The sequence below is a fragment of the Pseudoalteromonas sp. PAR1 genome, assembly GCF_947311895.1.
In the GTDB taxonomy this organism is placed as follows: domain Bacteria; phylum Pseudomonadota; class Gammaproteobacteria; order Enterobacterales; family Alteromonadaceae; genus Pseudoalteromonas; species Pseudoalteromonas lipolytica_C.
Genome location: NZ_CAMZMY010000004.1, coordinates 239,481 through 254,341, shown reverse-complemented (window position 1 = coordinate 254,341; position 14,861 = coordinate 239,481). Strand labels below are relative to the sequence as shown.

The following is a 14,861-nucleotide window of genomic DNA, read 5'->3' as shown; positions in this document are numbered from 1 at the left end:
CAGTAGTGAAACGAAACAGCGCCGATGATAGTGTGGCATTTGCCATGTGAAAGTAGGACATCGCCAGGCTCCAAATTAAAGAAAGCCCGATTCGTAAGAGTCGGGCTTTTTTGCGTTTTAGCTATCCACACAACGTGCCCTGTTCAACCTACGGCAGGCTTTAAACTTTACTCTTGCTACTCGCTAACTAACTCATCACTCACTCATCTCCCGTTCATTAAATTAACTTTGCTTTGTTTATGGCTTTGATTTAGGATCAAACCAGTTTAAAAGCAAGAATTAATGGCCTGTGTCTAGATTACTTATTTGTTTATTATTATTTTTTTCTAGTGTTTCAACTTTTGCAGTTGAGGTGACTAATCTATACCAAGATACTCTGAAAGTTGCTGATAAATCGCGAGATGCTCGATTAGCTGCTAGTCGTGAAGCACTTCTTAATGTATTGGTTAAAGTGACGGGTGATACATCAGCAGATCAAAACCCTGTTGCCAAAGAGCGTACCCGCGACATTTCAGACTATATGCTTAAGTTTGAATATGATGAAAAGCCAGATGGTACTTTGAACTTGGTTGTTAAGTTTGAAGCTAATAAAATTAATGCACTAATAAAGGATTTAAATCTGCCTTTATGGGGAACACGACGCCCGCTAGTAGCTATCTGGTTAGCTATAGAAGATAATTGGCGACGTGAGCTCGTTACGCAAGAAAGTTACCCACAACTTGAGCAGTTAATCTATGATAAGGCAGACAGACGTGGCTTGCCTGTGGTTGTGCCATTACTTGATTTGCAAGATCGTTCTATTGTTGGCATACCCGAAGTATGGGGAAATTTTTCTGAACCAGTAGAGCAAGCATCAAGTCGTTACAGTGCAGAGCGTAGTATCACAGCTCGAATGTATCAGCAGCAAGATTCTGAAACTTGGGTGCTTGATTGGCGTTTTACAAATGCAGAATTATTTGAAACAAATCGATTAGTTGGTGATAAGCAACAAATTGTTGCAGATATGGTCGATAATTTAGCGGGCGGTTTAGCACAAGAGTATGCTATTGACCCTACCATGATTGGTCAGCTTGCAACTGCAACATTTTACCTAAAAGGTATTGATAACTTTGTAGATATTGAACTTGCAAAACGTCGTTTAGAAAGTTTAAGTGTTGTAACTCGAGCTGAAATCACTATCCGAAAACCTGATACTGTACTGTTTACTGTAAATCATACTGGCAGTATGAATGATTTCAGAAAAGCTCTCGAGTTAGACAGTGCGTTTAAAGCTTATCAAGATCCTCGTGATTTTTATCAGGTGGTAACAGGTGATGAGTTAGAATATCAGTGGCAAGGGCTTTAAAACACGTGCAAGAACCTATGCAAATGGCATTACCGGTTACATTACCCGATGATGAAACATTTACATCTTACTTTGGTGGTGAGAACTCGCTTGAAGTCAGTCACCTTAAAGATGCGTTCACAAAGCTCAATAATAAGTTTCAATATACCTACCTATGCGGTCTAGGCGATTCTGGTAAATCCCACCTCTTATACGCGACTTGTATTCACGCTCAAGAGCATGGTTTATCAACGATGTTACTGTCGATGCGAGAGGTGATTGATTTTGGCCCTGTGGTACTCGAAGGCCTCGAAAACCTTGACGTTTTATGTATCGATGACGTGCACTTAGTGGCAGGGAATGATGCATGGGAGAAGGGGCTATTTAACTTTTTTAATCGCTTTAACGAGCCTGGTAAATATCTTGTTGTAACAGCCGATCTATTGCCTGATATGTTGCATATAAACTTACCAGACTTAGTATCTCGACTAAAATGGGGTACCACATTACAAATTCGCTCAATGAGTGATGATGATAAAGCAGAGGCACTTGTACGCCGCGCACACATGCGTGGCCTTGAACTGACCGATGAATGCGCGCGCTTTTTATTAACGCGATTAAGCCGTGATATGCGCGCTTTACTCGATGTTTTAGACAAACTTGACCATGCCTCGATGGCCGCACAAAGAAAATTAACAATTCCCTTTATAAAATCAACGTTAAAGCTTTAGTAGGGCTAGAATCTAGTCCTTGCTTTCAGTTATCATTAGCTATTACAAAATCCTTCTGTGAAAGACCAGGTACTCAATGAACTTAGAAAATATTTTAGCGCAAGCACTTGAGGCAGTTGCCAGTGCGAATGAAATCGCGCAGTTAGAAGATATCAGGGTTAATTACCTTGGTAAAAAAGGTGAAATCACCAACTTACTTAAAACGCTAGGCAAGATTGCCCCTGAAGAGCGTAAAGAAGCGGGTCAAGTGATTAACCAAGCAAAACAAGAAGTACAAACAGCCATTAACGAAAAGCGTGAGTTACTAGCAAGTAAGGCTCTTGAAGAGAAACTAGCTGCAGAAACGATCGACGTAACTTTACCGGGTCGTGTTATGCCAACAGGTGGCTTACACCCAGTAACTCGTACAATTGAACGTATTGAAAGCTTTTTTGGTGAGTTAGGTTTTGCGGTTAAATCAGGCCCAGAAGTTGAGGATGATTTTCATAACTTTGATGCGCTAAATATTCCTGAGCACCATCCTGCGCGTGCTGATCACGATACTTTCTATTTCAACCCTAAGCTTGTGCTTCGTACACAAACCAGTGGTGTACAAATCCGTACTATGGAAACTGAGCAGCCACCATTGCGCATCATTTCTCCAGGTCGTGTTTATCGTAACGATTATGACCAAACTCACACGCCAATGTTCCACCAAGTGGAAGGCTTAATGGTTGATACAGATGTAAGCTTCACTGAGTTAAAAGGTATTTTGCACGATTTCTTACGTAACTTCTTTGAAGAAGATATGGAAATCCGTTTCCGTCCTTCATATTTCCCGTTTACTGAGCCATCAGCTGAGGTTGATGTTATGGGTAAAAACGGCAAGTGGTTAGAGGTATTAGGCTGTGGCATGGTTCACCCTAACGTTCTTAAATCAGTGGGTATTGATCCAGAAAAATACACAGGCTTCGCATTTGGTATGGGTGTTGAGCGCTTGACTATGTTGCGTTACGGCGTAAACGACTTACGTGCATTTTTCGAAAACGATTTAAAATTCCTAAACCAGTTCCGTTAAGAGTGAAGATATAAAATGAAATTTAGTGAAAAGTGGTTAAGAGAGTGGGTTAACCCAGCAATCGACACACAGGCTCTTTCGGAACAGTTATCAATGGCTGGTCTTGAAGTTGACGGTGTTGAGCCTGCAGCGGCTGAGTTCACAGGCGTTGTAGTTGGTGAAGTGGTTGAGTGTGGTCAACACCCTGATGCTGATAAATTACGTGTAACTAAAGTAAACGTAGGTGGTGATGAGCTACTTGATATCGTTTGTGGTGCACCTAATTGTCGTCAAGGTTTAAAAGTAGCTGTTGCGACAGTTGGCGCTGTATTACCGGGTGACTTCAAAATCAAAAAAGCCAAGCTTCGTGGGCAACCATCTCACGGTATGCTGTGCGCATTCGTTGAGTTAGGTATCAGCGAAGAAGGTGATGGCATCATGGAACTACCAAGTGATGCACCAATCGGCACTGACTTACGCGAGTACTTAAGCCTAGACGACAACATTATTGATGTTGACCTAACACCAAACCGTGGTGACTGTTTAGGTATTAAAGGTCTAGCGCGTGAGGTAGGTGTACTGAACAGTATTGATGTTAACAATCTTGAGATTGCCTCTGTTGCGGCGACGATTGAAGATAAAGTATCCATTGAACTTGTTAATGATGATGCCTGTCCTCGTTATCTAGGTCGTGTAATCAAAGGTATTAACCTTGATGCAGAAACACCGCTTTGGATGGTAGAAAAACTTCGTCGCAGTGGTATTCGTTCAATTGACCCAGTAGTTGATGTTACAAACTACGTGTTATTAGAGCTTGGTCACCCAATGCACGCATTTGATTTAAATGCGATTGAAGGTGGTATTAAAGTTCGCAGCGCTAATGCTGGTGAAGAAATCGTTCTTCTTGATGGCAATACTGCGAAACTAAATGAATCTACACTTGTTATTGCTGATCACAATAAAGCACTTGCTATCGCGGGTATTTTTGGTGGTGAAAAGTCAGGTGTGACTGAGTCAACGTCAGATATTTTATTAGAAAGTGCCTTCTTTAACCCGGTAGCGATTGCTGGTCAAGCACGTAGCTACGGCTTACACACGGATGCATCACACCGCTACGAGCGTGGTGTAGATTTTGCGCTACAAAAAGATGCGATGGAACGTGCTACAGCATTACTTCTAGAGATTGTTGGCGGTGAAGCAGGCCCTGTTGTTGAAGCAGTAGCAACTGATAAATTACCAAAAGTGACAGAAGTGCGTTTACGTCGTGAGCGTTTAGACCGTGTAATTGGTCATCATATTGATGATGCAAAAGTCACTGACATCCTAACGCGCTTGGGTCTAGATGTGAAAATTGTTGATGGTGTATGGAGCGCTGACGTACCTAGCTATCGCTTTGATATTCGTATCGAAGAAGACTTAATTGAAGAAGTTGCACGTGTTTACGGCTATAACAGCATTCCAAACGTTGCACCAACAGCTAAATTAAAAATGACTAACCATGACGAGTCACATGTTGCGGTAACTAAATTCCGCAATACGCTTGTAACACGTGGTTACCAAGAAGCAATTACCTACAGCTTCGTTGATCCAAAAGCACAAGCAATTTTACATCCACAAAGTGATGCGCTTGTATTACCACACCCAATTTCAGTTGAAATGTCAGCAATGCGTGTGAGCTTAATGCCGGGTCTATTAGCATCGTTAGTGTATAACCAAAACCGTCAACAACCACGTGTACGTTTATTTGAGCATGGCTTAAAATTCTTACGTGACGAGAATGCTGAAAACGGCGTAAACCAAGTTGCTGTGATTGGTGGTGTAATCTCTGGACTTGCACACGGCGAACATTGGGTTCAAGAAAAGCGTAGCGTTGATTTTTATGACTTAAAAGGCGATGTTGAAGCACTTTTAGCAATTAGCAACGATATTGCACGCTTTGAGATAAAAGCAGAGCAGTCTGATGGCTTACACCCAGGTCAATCAGCAGTTATTTATGTTGATGGTAAAAAAGTAGGATTTTTTGGTGCTGTGCACCCACAAGTTCAAAAGTTACTAGATATCAATAACACAGCCTTTGTATTTGAAATCGAAATGTCAGCCCTTGAAAAAAGAAAATTACCAGAAGCGGTAACGGTCTCGAAATTCCCGTCAAACCGCCGTGATATCGCGATTTTAGTGAAAGATCACGTAAAATCTGGTGATATTTTAAATGTAATAGAAAAAGTTGGCGGAAATCAATTGGTTGACCTAAACTTATTCGATGTGTATAAGGGCAAAGGTATTGAGCCAAATTATAAGAGTTTGGCGATTGCTCTAACACTGCAAGCGGTTGATAGAACGCTCGAAGAGAAAGATATCAATCAAGTAGTTGATAATGTGGTGGCCGCATTGGCCGAACAATTTAACGCATCGTTGAGGGACTAGATATGGCGCTTACTAAAGCCGACATAGCTGAACACCTATTTGAAAAACTCGGGATCAATAAAAAAGATGCCAAAGATTTAGTTGAAGCGTTTTTTGAAGAAATCCGCTCAGCGCTAGAAAAAGGCGAGCAAGTAAAGCTCTCTGGATTTGGTAACTTTGATCTTCGAGATAAGAAAGAACGTCCAGGTCGCAATCCGAAAACAGGTGAAGACATCCCTATTTCGGCACGCCGAGTAGTGACTTTTAGACCAGGTCAAAAGCTAAAAACTCGTGTAGAAGTTGGCACAAGCAAAGCAAAATAAGAAAAGGCAGCGTTAGCTGCCTTTTTTATTTGTCTAAGCACTGCACTAGCGAATTTATTAAAACCCGCGTGGTGATACGAAGCTTCCCGCTTGGATGCTATCGTAGGTTTTTTGCGCTAAATCATCTAAGCTGTCCAGGCTTTTACCTGCGGCAGCGAGTTGATGCTCGATAGGTAAAATATCGACATCTTCATACCCAGATAATTGTGCTACACGTGCAAAGGTGTAGGCATGCTTATACTTTTCATGTTTGTAGAATAAGCTCACAAGTGTAGGGTAGATTTCAGGGTTGGGTGTTTCACCTGCTTTATTCAGTTCTAGCGTTTTGTAAAGCAAGTCTATGGTTTTTTCATCATCAAACTTAACGTAGTAGCTTGCTAAGAAAAACTGCATTTCTGCATCTTCAGTTACGCGCTTATCTTGTTTTTCTTCAAGGGCGAGAAGTTTCGTTAACGCTGATTGATCGTTATTACGTGACCAATGGTAATACAACAAACCTGGATGGTTTGTGTCTTTTGTATCTTGGAAGATACGTGTCATCTCTTTAATACTGGTTAAATGACCTTCAACACGAGACGTCGTTTTTTCTTTTAGTTTTATATGCTCAATTTTGGCAGCGAGCGATACACACTGATCGTATTTCTCGAAATCTTTTAATAACTGGTATTTGTTTTCGTCTGTTGGTGACTTATATTCAACATATCGCTGAATGATGACCTCGGCACGTTGCTCTTTACAGTGACTGTCTTTATTTAAATCACTGCAAAAGCCAGGAGTCTCTTCGCATACCTTTGCCAGTGTAAGCGGATCTTCACACCCCGTTAACGCCAATAAACCAAGCAACACGCTTGCTCTTAATAACATTCCTTAACCTCGACTTAATAATTACGACTTTATTCTAGCGCAATGAATTGTTCTGTAACAGTGGAGAATCATTTGAGTTTAAATTAGAATAGCCGTGCCTAAGATGTGTTGCTCTCAAATCACAACACATTTTCAAAGGCTATCCGTTCAAAATTGTTTAATTAGGTAAAAAAAATGACCTCATCTCACGAGTTAGAATACACAAGCAGCTGGCAAGAACGTCAAGATTACGCAGAAAGTATGCAACCAATCATTGGTAGACTTTACCGTAATCGTGGTATCGAAATCGCTGTATATGGCCGTCCTCTCGTTAATGCCAGTACAATCGATATCATCAAAGCGCACAAAACAGTTGCTCAGTTTGAAGGTACAAAACTACGTTTACGTGAAAGCTTCCCTTTCTTAGAAGCAATTAGCAAAATGGATTTAAATTCTGCACGTATCGATATTGGTAAACTAGCGTATGGTTATTTGTTTAACGATGCTGCAAAAGGTCGTTCAGTTGAAGAGTACTTAACTGACGAACTTGCAGAAATCGCAAACTCAGAGCGTAAAGAACCACGTGATGTTGTGTTGTACGGTTTTGGTCGTATTGGTCGTTTATTAGCGCGTCTATTAATCGAAAAGTCAGGTCCTTATGCAGACCTACGTTTACGTGCAATCGTTGTGCGTGGCGGTAAAGACGGCGACCTAGAAAAGCGTGCAAGCTTACTTCGTCGTGACTCTATCCACGGTCCATTCAATGGCTCAATCACAATTGATAAAGAGCGTAATGCAATTAAAGCTAACGGTAGCTACATTCAAGTTATCTACGCTAACTCACCAAGTGAAGTTGATTACACAGCTTACGGCATCGAGAATGCACTTGTTGTTGATAACACAGGTATCTGGAAAGACGAAGCAGGTCTTGGTCAGCACTTAGAAGCAAAAGGCGCAGCAAAAGTATTATTAACTGCACCAGCTAAAGGCAACATCAAAAACATCGTTTACGGTGTAAACAACCAAGATATCAAACCTGAAGATAAAATTGTCTGTGCAGCAAGCTGTACAACCAATGCTATTACCCCAACGTTAAAAGCGCTTAACGATAAGTTCGGTATCAAGAATGGTCACGTTGAAACTGTTCACTCGTATACCAATGACCAAAACTTAATTGATAACTACCACAAAGCTGAGCGCCGTGGTCGTGCTGCTGCACTTAACATGGTTATCACGTCTACGGGTGCTGCAAAAGCGGTTTCTAAAGCTTTACCTGAGCTTGAAGGTAAACTTACAGGTAACGCTATCCGTGTTCCTACACCAAACGTATCAATGGCAATCTTGAACTTAAACCTTGAAAAAGGCACTACAGTTGAAGAGCTAAATGCGTTCTTACGTGAAACAGCACTTTACTCAGACCTTCGTGACCAAATCGATTACACAGCGTCTACAGAAATCGTATCTACTGACTTAGTGGGTAGCCGTTACGCTGGTGTTGTTGACTCACAAGCGACTATCGTAGATGACAACCGTGTTGTTCTTTATGTTTGGTATGATAATGAGTTTGGTTATAGCTGTCAGGTAGTACGTTGTATGCGTGATATGGCTGAAGTAACTTTCCCAAGTTTACCTCGCTAATACCTAAGCTATAAAGAATCTAGAAGCCAGCATTATGCTGGCTTTTTTAGTCGTGAAAGTTTTTGCAAATTTTCAGCATGTGGTAGGCTGTTAAGGGTCTACACCATATTACTAACGAAACGTTCTAACGATAGGGCGTTGACTTAATTCTTAACTTACAAACGAATAGCTAAGAATTATTTTTAACCAATAGGTTTATAGAATGAAAATCACCAGCAATTTTGATAGTGGTAATATCAAGGTTATTGAAGCCGTTGATCCACTGAATATTCAATTAGAAATTAATAAAGACAATCAGTCTGATTTTTTCCAGTGGTTTCACTTTCGTCTTGAAACAACCGCGTTTCAAAACCATAAATTACACATTAATAACCTAGAAAACTCAGCGTATCCTGATGGCTGGGATGGTTATCATGCGGTTGCATCATACGATCGTCAAACTTGGTTCCGTGTTCCATCTGAATATGCAAACGGTACATTATCATTTGAAGTTGAGCCTGAGTGCAGCAGCATGTATTTTGCTTATTTCGCACCATATAGCTATGACCGTCACCTTGATTTATTAGCATGGGCACAAAGCCAACATGCGTGTGAACTAGAAACTTTAGGTGAAACACTTGATGGTCGTGACATGAGTGTATTACGTGTCGGTATTCCTAGCAGTGAAAAGAAAAAAATCTGGATCACGGCACGTCAGCATCCAGGTGAAACAATGGCTGAGTGGTATGTTGAAGGTTTACTTCATAAATTACTTGATGACGAAGACCCACATGCAGCGGCACTATTATCTAAAGCAGTATTCTATATTGTGCCAAACATGAACCCTGATGGCAGTGTGCGTGGTCACTTACGTACTAACGCTAAAGGCGTTAACTTGAACCGTGAATGGCAAACACCAAGCATGGAAAATAGCCCTGAAGTATTTTTAGTGCTTAACAAAATGCGTGAAACGGGCCTTGATATGCACTTAGATATTCATGGTGACGAAGCGATTCCTTATAACTTTGTTGCGGGTAGCGAAGGTATTCCAGGTTACGATGATCGTTTGAAAGAGTTAGAAGATAGCTTTAAAGCTGCGCTTTTAACTGTAACGCCTGAGTTCCAAGACGAACACGGTTATCCAAAAGATGAGCCAGGTCAGGCTAATCTAACGGTAGGTTCTTCAGCTGTAGCGCATGAGTTTAATGCATTAGCGTATACGGTAGAGATGCCATTTAAAGATAACGATGATTTACCAGACCCTGATTACGGCTGGTCTGACCGTCGTTCATATCAGTTTGGTCAAGATACGTTAGCGGCTATTGTTAACGTTGTTGATAAATTAAGATAACAACATTAAGCAAATTTTGCGGGTATCAATCAGATTGATGCCCGTTTTTTTTGGTTGACTAATACAAAGCACATTTGTCATATTGAAAATTAACTGTTAACAAAGTTAGGTTGTTTAAGTTAATATTCAGTACATCTAGCTGAGAGAAGATTATTTTTGATTAATTCTCAGATCATTATGTCGCGCATTCTCATTCGCTAACGCAGAGCATCGTAACTATCAATAAAAAATATAATTATAGAGGATATCCATGGAAGCTTTTGTAAGCGCCGTCAATGACGTAATTTGGAGTAGTGCACTCATTTACTTATGTCTAGGTGCAGGCCTGTTTTATTCCGTTTTAACCCGTTTCGCGCAAGTTCGACATTTCAAAGAAATGTGTAAGTTATTGCTAAGTTCTAATAACTCAGATACAGGAATTTCATCATTCCAAGCTCTGGCTGTTTCATTATCGGGCCGTGTTGGTGTTGGTAATATTGCCGGGGTTGCTGCTGCGATCGGCTTTGGTGGTCCAGGTGCGATTTTTTGGATGTGGATTGTCGCATTTTTAGGCGCAAGTACTGCATATGCAGAATCAACGCTAGGTCAAATTTATAAGTCAGAAGAAGATGGTCAGTATCGAGGTGGCCCTGCTTATTACTTCGACAGATGTTTACAACAAAAGTGGCTTGCAGTGTTATTTGCTCTATCCGCTATTATTGCTTGTGGTGTTTTCTTACCTGGCGTACAAGCAAACGCAGTGGGTAATGCATTCACACAAGTCTTCGGTGAAGGCACATTGGTTAGCACCAGCTTTGGTGAAGTAGGTAGCTTTAAGCTAGTTGCCCTTGCAATCATTTTGATTGTACTTGCGTTTATCATCTTCGGTGGCATTAAACGTATCGCAAACTTCACACAAATTGTGGTGCCATTTATGGCGCTAGGTTACATCGTGTTAGCTTTAATCGTGGTGTTCTTAAACTTAGATAAAGTGCCAGGCATTTTCTCAATGATCTTATCTGATGCATTCACTGCGCAAGCAGGTTTTGGTGCTGCGATTGGTTGGGGTGTTAAACGTGGTATCTATTCAAACGAAGCAGGCCAAGGTACGGGTCCGCATGCAGCATCTGCAGCTGAAGTAGACCACCCAGCTCAACAAGGCTTAGTGCAAGCATTCTCTGTTTATGTTGATACTATTTTCGTTTGTACAGCAACAGCGCTAATGATTCTAATCACTAAACAATACAATATTGTGGGTGAGTTACCTGCGGGTCAATTTATTGTACAAAATGTTGATGCTGCAACTGAAGTAGGCTCAGCAGCCTTTACTCAGATGGCACTGTTTAGTGTATTTGGCGGTTTTGGTGAAGCGTTTGTTGGTATTGCTTTATTCTTCTTTGCATTTACAACCATTCTTGCTTATTACTATATTGCTGAAACTAACGTTGCTTATTTAAACCGTTATTTTAAAGGTAATATTCCACTGGTTGTTGTGAAGTTCGTCATTATGTTTATGGTGGCTTACGGTATGGTAAATAGCTCAGGCTATATCTGGAATATCGGTGATATTGGTGTTGGCTTAATGGCGTGGATCAACATCGTAGGTATTTTAGCTATTTTCTTTGTTGCCAAACCTGCTCTTAATTGTCTACGAGATTATGAAGACCAAAAGAAAGCGGGTGGTGAAATCACCTTTGACCCAGTTAAATTAGGCATTAAAAATGCGACTTTCTGGGAAAAGCGTCTAGCTGAAAAGGCGAAACAGAAACAATAAATCAGCTTTTTGAGTATTTGTCGTGAATTTAGTTGTACAGGTTTTCGAATCTTCACAAATGAATGAAATTCAAATAAGACATCGACTCATAAAACAAGTACAATAAAGGGCGCCTAAAGGCGCCTTTTTTATGCGTAGTATGGAGAAAGATATGGCGATTATTAGTTGCCCGCAATGTGCAAAATCAATATCTGACAAACATAAACAATGCCCGCATTGTGAATGCCAAGTCACCGATCTAAGCAATGAGCAGTTGCAGCAAATGCAAAAAGAAACGCGTATTCGTAGACAGCAAAAGTTTATGAATCAGTCTTTCCTCGCACTGATATTATTTTTAGGTGGCTTTTTCTGTTATTACTTTATGCATCCAGAAACAGAGTCTATTGAGTGGTATGCCTATTCGACAGCAATGGCAGTAGGTTTTGTATGGTATATAGTGTGCCGTATCTATTTAGTTGTTTTAAAAAAGAAAAAGTAGCATGAATATTGATCATATTGTTAAAAATATCACCCCGGAAGTATTTGAACGTCTTCAGTATGGTGCGTCTACAGGTAAATGGCCTGATGGCACTCCATTATCAGAAGAGCAAAAACAACAAACAGTTCAACTCGTGATGCTTTACCAAGCTAAAGTTTCGCAAACCAATGAGCAGTTTACCATTGGCGCAAATGGTGAAATGGTGCAAAAGAGTAAAGCTCAATTGCAAAAAGAATTCGCATCAGAAAATGAAATAGCTAGGTTTAGTGAAAATGATCTTTAAACACCTGTTTACTCCAAAATGGAAACACCCTAAAAGTCAGGTTCGTTTAGCAGCAGTTGAACGCCTTGATACAGAACGTGATCTTAGCATCTTAAATAGTATTGCCCTTGAAGATAGCTCCGCTGAGATCCGTAAAAAAGCCTTGAATAAAGTGAACGATCTTGTTTTATGGTGGCAAGTATACAAGCAAGACCAAGCACTTAAAGAAATTGCAGAGCAGCACATTAATCAAGCGGTTTTGAATACTGATAGCAAACTTGACGCGAGTATTAAAAACGAGTTTATTGAGCGTTATGCGCCAGTGAAAACCCTTGAAAAGCTAGCATTTGCAGAAAAAGAAATTCAAGTTCGTGTTAAATTATTAAAGCGTTTAGCAAACCCAAGCCTAATTGATAAAGCCTTTAAAGAAGGCCGCGAAGAGCTACAATTGCAACTTGTTGAGCTTGTCATTAACCACCAACTTGCCAAGCCACTACTAAAACATGCAAAAGGTGAAGCGCATACACAACTTGCGGCTCATCTTGAGAATGAACGTTTAGCAGTAGAAATGCCTGCAAAAGTCGAAGCTGATACTCGCGTTATATTGGCGAAATTGAATGCGCTTCGTGATAAAAATGATTTTCAGCTAGTATCGCTGCAACATGCTGAGCTATTACAACAGTGGCAAGCAATCGAGTTAAAATGGCTCAGTGATGAGCAAGTAAGTGTACTTGATAAAAAATACTCTACGATTACCCAAAAGCTTGAAGCTCACATTGCAACACTAAGCAAAGAGCATGAAGCAATGCAGCAAGCATTAGCTGAGCAACAGCGTCAGGTACTAGCCCTTGCAACCCTTGAAGCTATTGGCGAAGAAATTGAAAACGCATTGCAATTAGGTTTAGAAACGCCAGAGCAAATTCAGCAAGATTGGCTTGAGGCTAAAGTGGCAGAAGCAAAAGATACCTTGGCTGAAGCAAACTTAGTTGATAATCAAAATGTCCGTGATGTTAAACAGCACTTGTCAAATCTATTTAAGCAAGTTGAGCAATTACCACAACTTGTTACCGCGATTGCAGAGTTTAAAGCTGCGTTTGATGCTTTAAAAGCGATTACCACGACTGAAGACGAAAATGAGTTTGATGGCTTAAAGCAGCAGTTTGAACAACAGCAAAAAGTGGCTCGCAAAAAACTAGCAAGTATTCCGAGTCGTTTACAAGGTCGCTTTAAAGCAAATTTAGCTGAAGCAGTAAACAGCTGGCAGCAAGCAATGGCACCGCTGACAAATAAGTTTGAAAAGAATCAACAAACAGCAAAACGCAAAGCCCGTGATGTGAAGCGTTTGATTGAACAAGGCCGTTTCAATGTGGCGTTTGGAGTGTTTAAAGGCTTTGAAGAGTTATACGACACACTTACAGATTACTATAAACAGCCTTTAAATAGTCTAAAAGCTGATTTAGAAGCCCAATTAGCAGAAGCAAAAGATTGGCAAAAATATGCATCAGCGCCAAAGCGTGATGCATTACTTGCTGAAGTCAATGAACTTGCTGCAATCGAGTGTACAGACCCTAAACAACGTGCTGAACAAGTTAAACAGTTACGTCGTCGTTGGAATGAATTAGGTCGTTTAGATACGGATGCAGAGAAACAACAAGGTGAGTTATTCGATCAACAGATTGAACTATTGTTTGCCCCATGTCGCGAGTATTTTGCAGAGCAAGAGCAGCAACGTGAGCAAGCTAAAGCACAGCGTGTTGATATTATTTCTCAAATGCAGCAACTCAATGAACTTGATACTGAATCTGGTGAATTTGATTGGAAACAGTTTGAAAGTAAGTTTAACCGTGTTGTTAAAGCATGGCGTTCTGCGGGTAATGTTGACCCTAAAACATACCGTGAACTACAAGCGCAATTCAAAGCTGCGCAATCACAAGTACAAGGCCAATTAGTTGCGTTTCATAAAGCAAATGCTGAGCAAAAAGCCGCACTTGTAGAACAAGCAACACTGTTATCTCAAAGTGATGACTTGGCTGCTGCGTGTCAAGAGCTCAAAGCATTGCAACAAACTTGGCAAACAATTGGCTTTGCGGGAATGAAAGCTGAAAACACCTTATGGCAACAATTCAGACGTGTTAACGACGACACATTTGCCAAGCGTAGTGCTGAGTTTGAACAGCAAAAACAAGTACAACAGCAAAATGATGAAGTTGTAGCTGAGCAGTTAACTGAACTTGAAACTGCCCTTGAGAGTGTAGTGCATCTTGCACAGCTTAAAGATTTAACGGTGAAATTGGCAGGACTTGAGTACTCAAAAGCGTTGTCTGCTCGAGTGGCTCAGTTAGAGTCAGCAATTAGCGAAAAAACGAAGGTTATTAGTAAGCAAGCAGAGCAGTCTAAGTTAACGGCTTTGTTTGCAGCTCTTGAGAACAGCAGTGAGCTTCCGCCGCAATTCCAAGCTTCATTAACGACTAGCTTAACTGCTGAGCAGCTCTTAACACGTATCGAGATTCTTGCAGGTGTTGAGTCTGCTGATAGTCAGTTACGTATGACAGAACAAGTTGCGATGTTAGATGATAAACACCGTGGTGAAAAAGCCGATGTTTATTATTACTTAAAGCAATTACTTGCAGTCAGTGAGGGTTCAGTTTCTGCTGACACACTAGCAAGGCTTAAAGCAATATTTGCAATTTAACGAATAAAACCGCTTTTTATAGCGGTTTTTTTCCGTGTTTTTTGAGGG

12 protein-coding genes are annotated in these 14,861 nt (G+C 40.7%); 11 read left to right on the top strand and 1 reads right to left on the bottom strand.

All coding sequences use genetic code 11. From position 1 onward, the window contains the following. The first annotated feature begins 289 nt into the window (after positions 1–289). From QL229_RS05175 to ihfA, 5 genes are all read left to right on the top strand, one after another. Positions 290–1,345: a DUF2066 domain-containing protein gene (locus QL229_RS05175; protein WP_138557325.1), complete on the top strand. Its 1,056-nt coding sequence runs from the start codon at positions 290–292 to the stop codon at positions 1,343–1,345. 17 nt (positions 1,346–1,362) lie between these two features. Further along, positions 1,363–2,055, top strand: a complete 693-nt coding sequence (gene hda / locus QL229_RS05170) for a DnaA regulatory inactivator Hda (RefSeq protein ID WP_213018564.1) — start codon at positions 1,363–1,365, stop codon at positions 2,053–2,055. A gap of 76 nt (positions 2,056–2,131) precedes the next feature. Beyond that, positions 2,132–3,112 (top strand): phenylalanine--tRNA ligase subunit alpha, encoded by a 981-nt coding sequence (pheS, locus tag QL229_RS05165; RefSeq protein WP_062568835.1) that lies wholly within the window; start codon positions 2,132–2,134, stop codon positions 3,110–3,112. 15 nt (positions 3,113–3,127) lie between these two features. Continuing rightward, complete coding sequence (gene pheT, locus QL229_RS05160) at positions 3,128–5,515, top strand: phenylalanine--tRNA ligase subunit beta (protein WP_138557326.1); 2,388 nt, start codon at positions 3,128–3,130, stop codon at positions 5,513–5,515. A 2-nt stretch (positions 5,516–5,517) separates the two neighbouring features. After that, positions 5,518–5,817, top strand: coding sequence for an integration host factor subunit alpha (gene ihfA, locus QL229_RS05155; protein WP_002960690.1), 300 nt, complete (start codon positions 5,518–5,520; stop codon positions 5,815–5,817). A 57-nt stretch (positions 5,818–5,874) separates the two neighbouring features. Here ihfA and QL229_RS05150 read toward each other — a convergent pair whose 3' ends face one another. After that, positions 5,875–6,681 (bottom strand): DUF2989 domain-containing protein, encoded by an 807-nt coding sequence (locus tag QL229_RS05150; protein ID WP_135925283.1) that lies wholly within the window; start codon positions 6,679–6,681, stop codon positions 5,875–5,877. A 174-nt stretch (positions 6,682–6,855) separates the two neighbouring features. On the opposite strand from QL229_RS05150, the gene QL229_RS05145 reads away from it, so the two are divergent. From QL229_RS05145 to QL229_RS05120, 6 genes are all read left to right on the top strand, one after another. Further along, positions 6,856–8,298 carry a glyceraldehyde-3-phosphate dehydrogenase gene (locus QL229_RS05145; RefSeq protein ID WP_135925281.1) on the top strand — a complete coding sequence of 481 codons (1,443 nt, stop codon included), beginning with the start codon at positions 6,856–6,858 and terminating at the stop codon, positions 8,296–8,298. Between the two features lie 202 nt (positions 8,299–8,500). Next, entirely contained in the window at positions 8,501–9,628 is a 1,128-nt protein-coding gene (locus QL229_RS05140; RefSeq protein ID WP_135925279.1) for a M14-type cytosolic carboxypeptidase, read from the top strand. A gap of 250 nt (positions 9,629–9,878) precedes the next feature. Beyond that, a complete protein-coding gene (locus QL229_RS05135; RefSeq protein ID WP_135925277.1) occupies positions 9,879–11,381 on the top strand; it encodes an alanine/glycine:cation symporter family protein in 1,503 nt (500 codons plus the stop codon). A 151-nt stretch (positions 11,382–11,532) separates the two neighbouring features. Further along, entirely contained in the window at positions 11,533–11,859 is a 327-nt protein-coding gene (locus QL229_RS05130) for a hypothetical protein (RefSeq protein WP_135926289.1), read from the top strand. Position 11,860: 1 nt separating this feature from the next. After that, positions 11,861–12,142 carry a DUF1315 family protein gene (locus tag QL229_RS05125; RefSeq protein WP_135925273.1) on the top strand — a complete coding sequence of 94 codons (282 nt, stop codon included), beginning with the start codon at positions 11,861–11,863 and terminating at the stop codon, positions 12,140–12,142. Next, complete coding sequence (locus QL229_RS05120) at positions 12,132–14,813, top strand: DUF349 domain-containing protein (protein ID WP_138557327.1); 2,682 nt, start codon at positions 12,132–12,134, stop codon at positions 14,811–14,813. The genes QL229_RS05125 and QL229_RS05120 overlap by 11 nt, the downstream gene beginning before the upstream one ends. Positions 14,814–14,861 lie beyond the last annotated feature (48 nt).

What these genes read in the sequence shown, in the direction of transcription:
- QL229_RS05130 (WP_135926289.1), top strand. Translation starts at nt 11,533, where the DNA reads ATGGCGATTATTAGTTGCCCGCAATGTGCAAAATCAATATCTGACAAA.
- pheT (WP_138557326.1), top strand. Translation starts at nt 3,128, where the DNA reads ATGAAATTTAGTGAAAAGTGGTTAAGAGAGTGGGTTAACCCAGCAATC.
- QL229_RS05125 (WP_135925273.1), top strand. Translation starts at nt 11,861, where the DNA reads ATGAATATTGATCATATTGTTAAAAATATCACCCCGGAAGTATTTGAA.
- QL229_RS05145 (WP_135925281.1), top strand. Translation starts at nt 6,856, where the DNA reads ATGACCTCATCTCACGAGTTAGAATACACAAGCAGCTGGCAAGAACGT.
- QL229_RS05135 (WP_135925277.1), top strand. Translation starts at nt 9,879, where the DNA reads ATGGAAGCTTTTGTAAGCGCCGTCAATGACGTAATTTGGAGTAGTGCA.
- QL229_RS05140 (WP_135925279.1), top strand. Translation starts at nt 8,501, where the DNA reads ATGAAAATCACCAGCAATTTTGATAGTGGTAATATCAAGGTTATTGAA.
- ihfA (WP_002960690.1), top strand. Translation starts at nt 5,518, where the DNA reads ATGGCGCTTACTAAAGCCGACATAGCTGAACACCTATTTGAAAAACTC.
- hda (WP_213018564.1), top strand. Translation starts at nt 1,363, where the DNA reads ATGCAAATGGCATTACCGGTTACATTACCCGATGATGAAACATTTACA.
- QL229_RS05120 (WP_138557327.1), top strand. Translation starts at nt 12,132, where the DNA reads ATGATCTTTAAACACCTGTTTACTCCAAAATGGAAACACCCTAAAAGT.
- pheS (WP_062568835.1), top strand. Translation starts at nt 2,132, where the DNA reads ATGAACTTAGAAAATATTTTAGCGCAAGCACTTGAGGCAGTTGCCAGT.
- QL229_RS05150 (WP_135925283.1), bottom strand. Translation starts at nt 6,681, where the DNA reads ATGTTATTAAGAGCAAGCGTGTTGCTTGGTTTATTGGCGTTAACGGGG.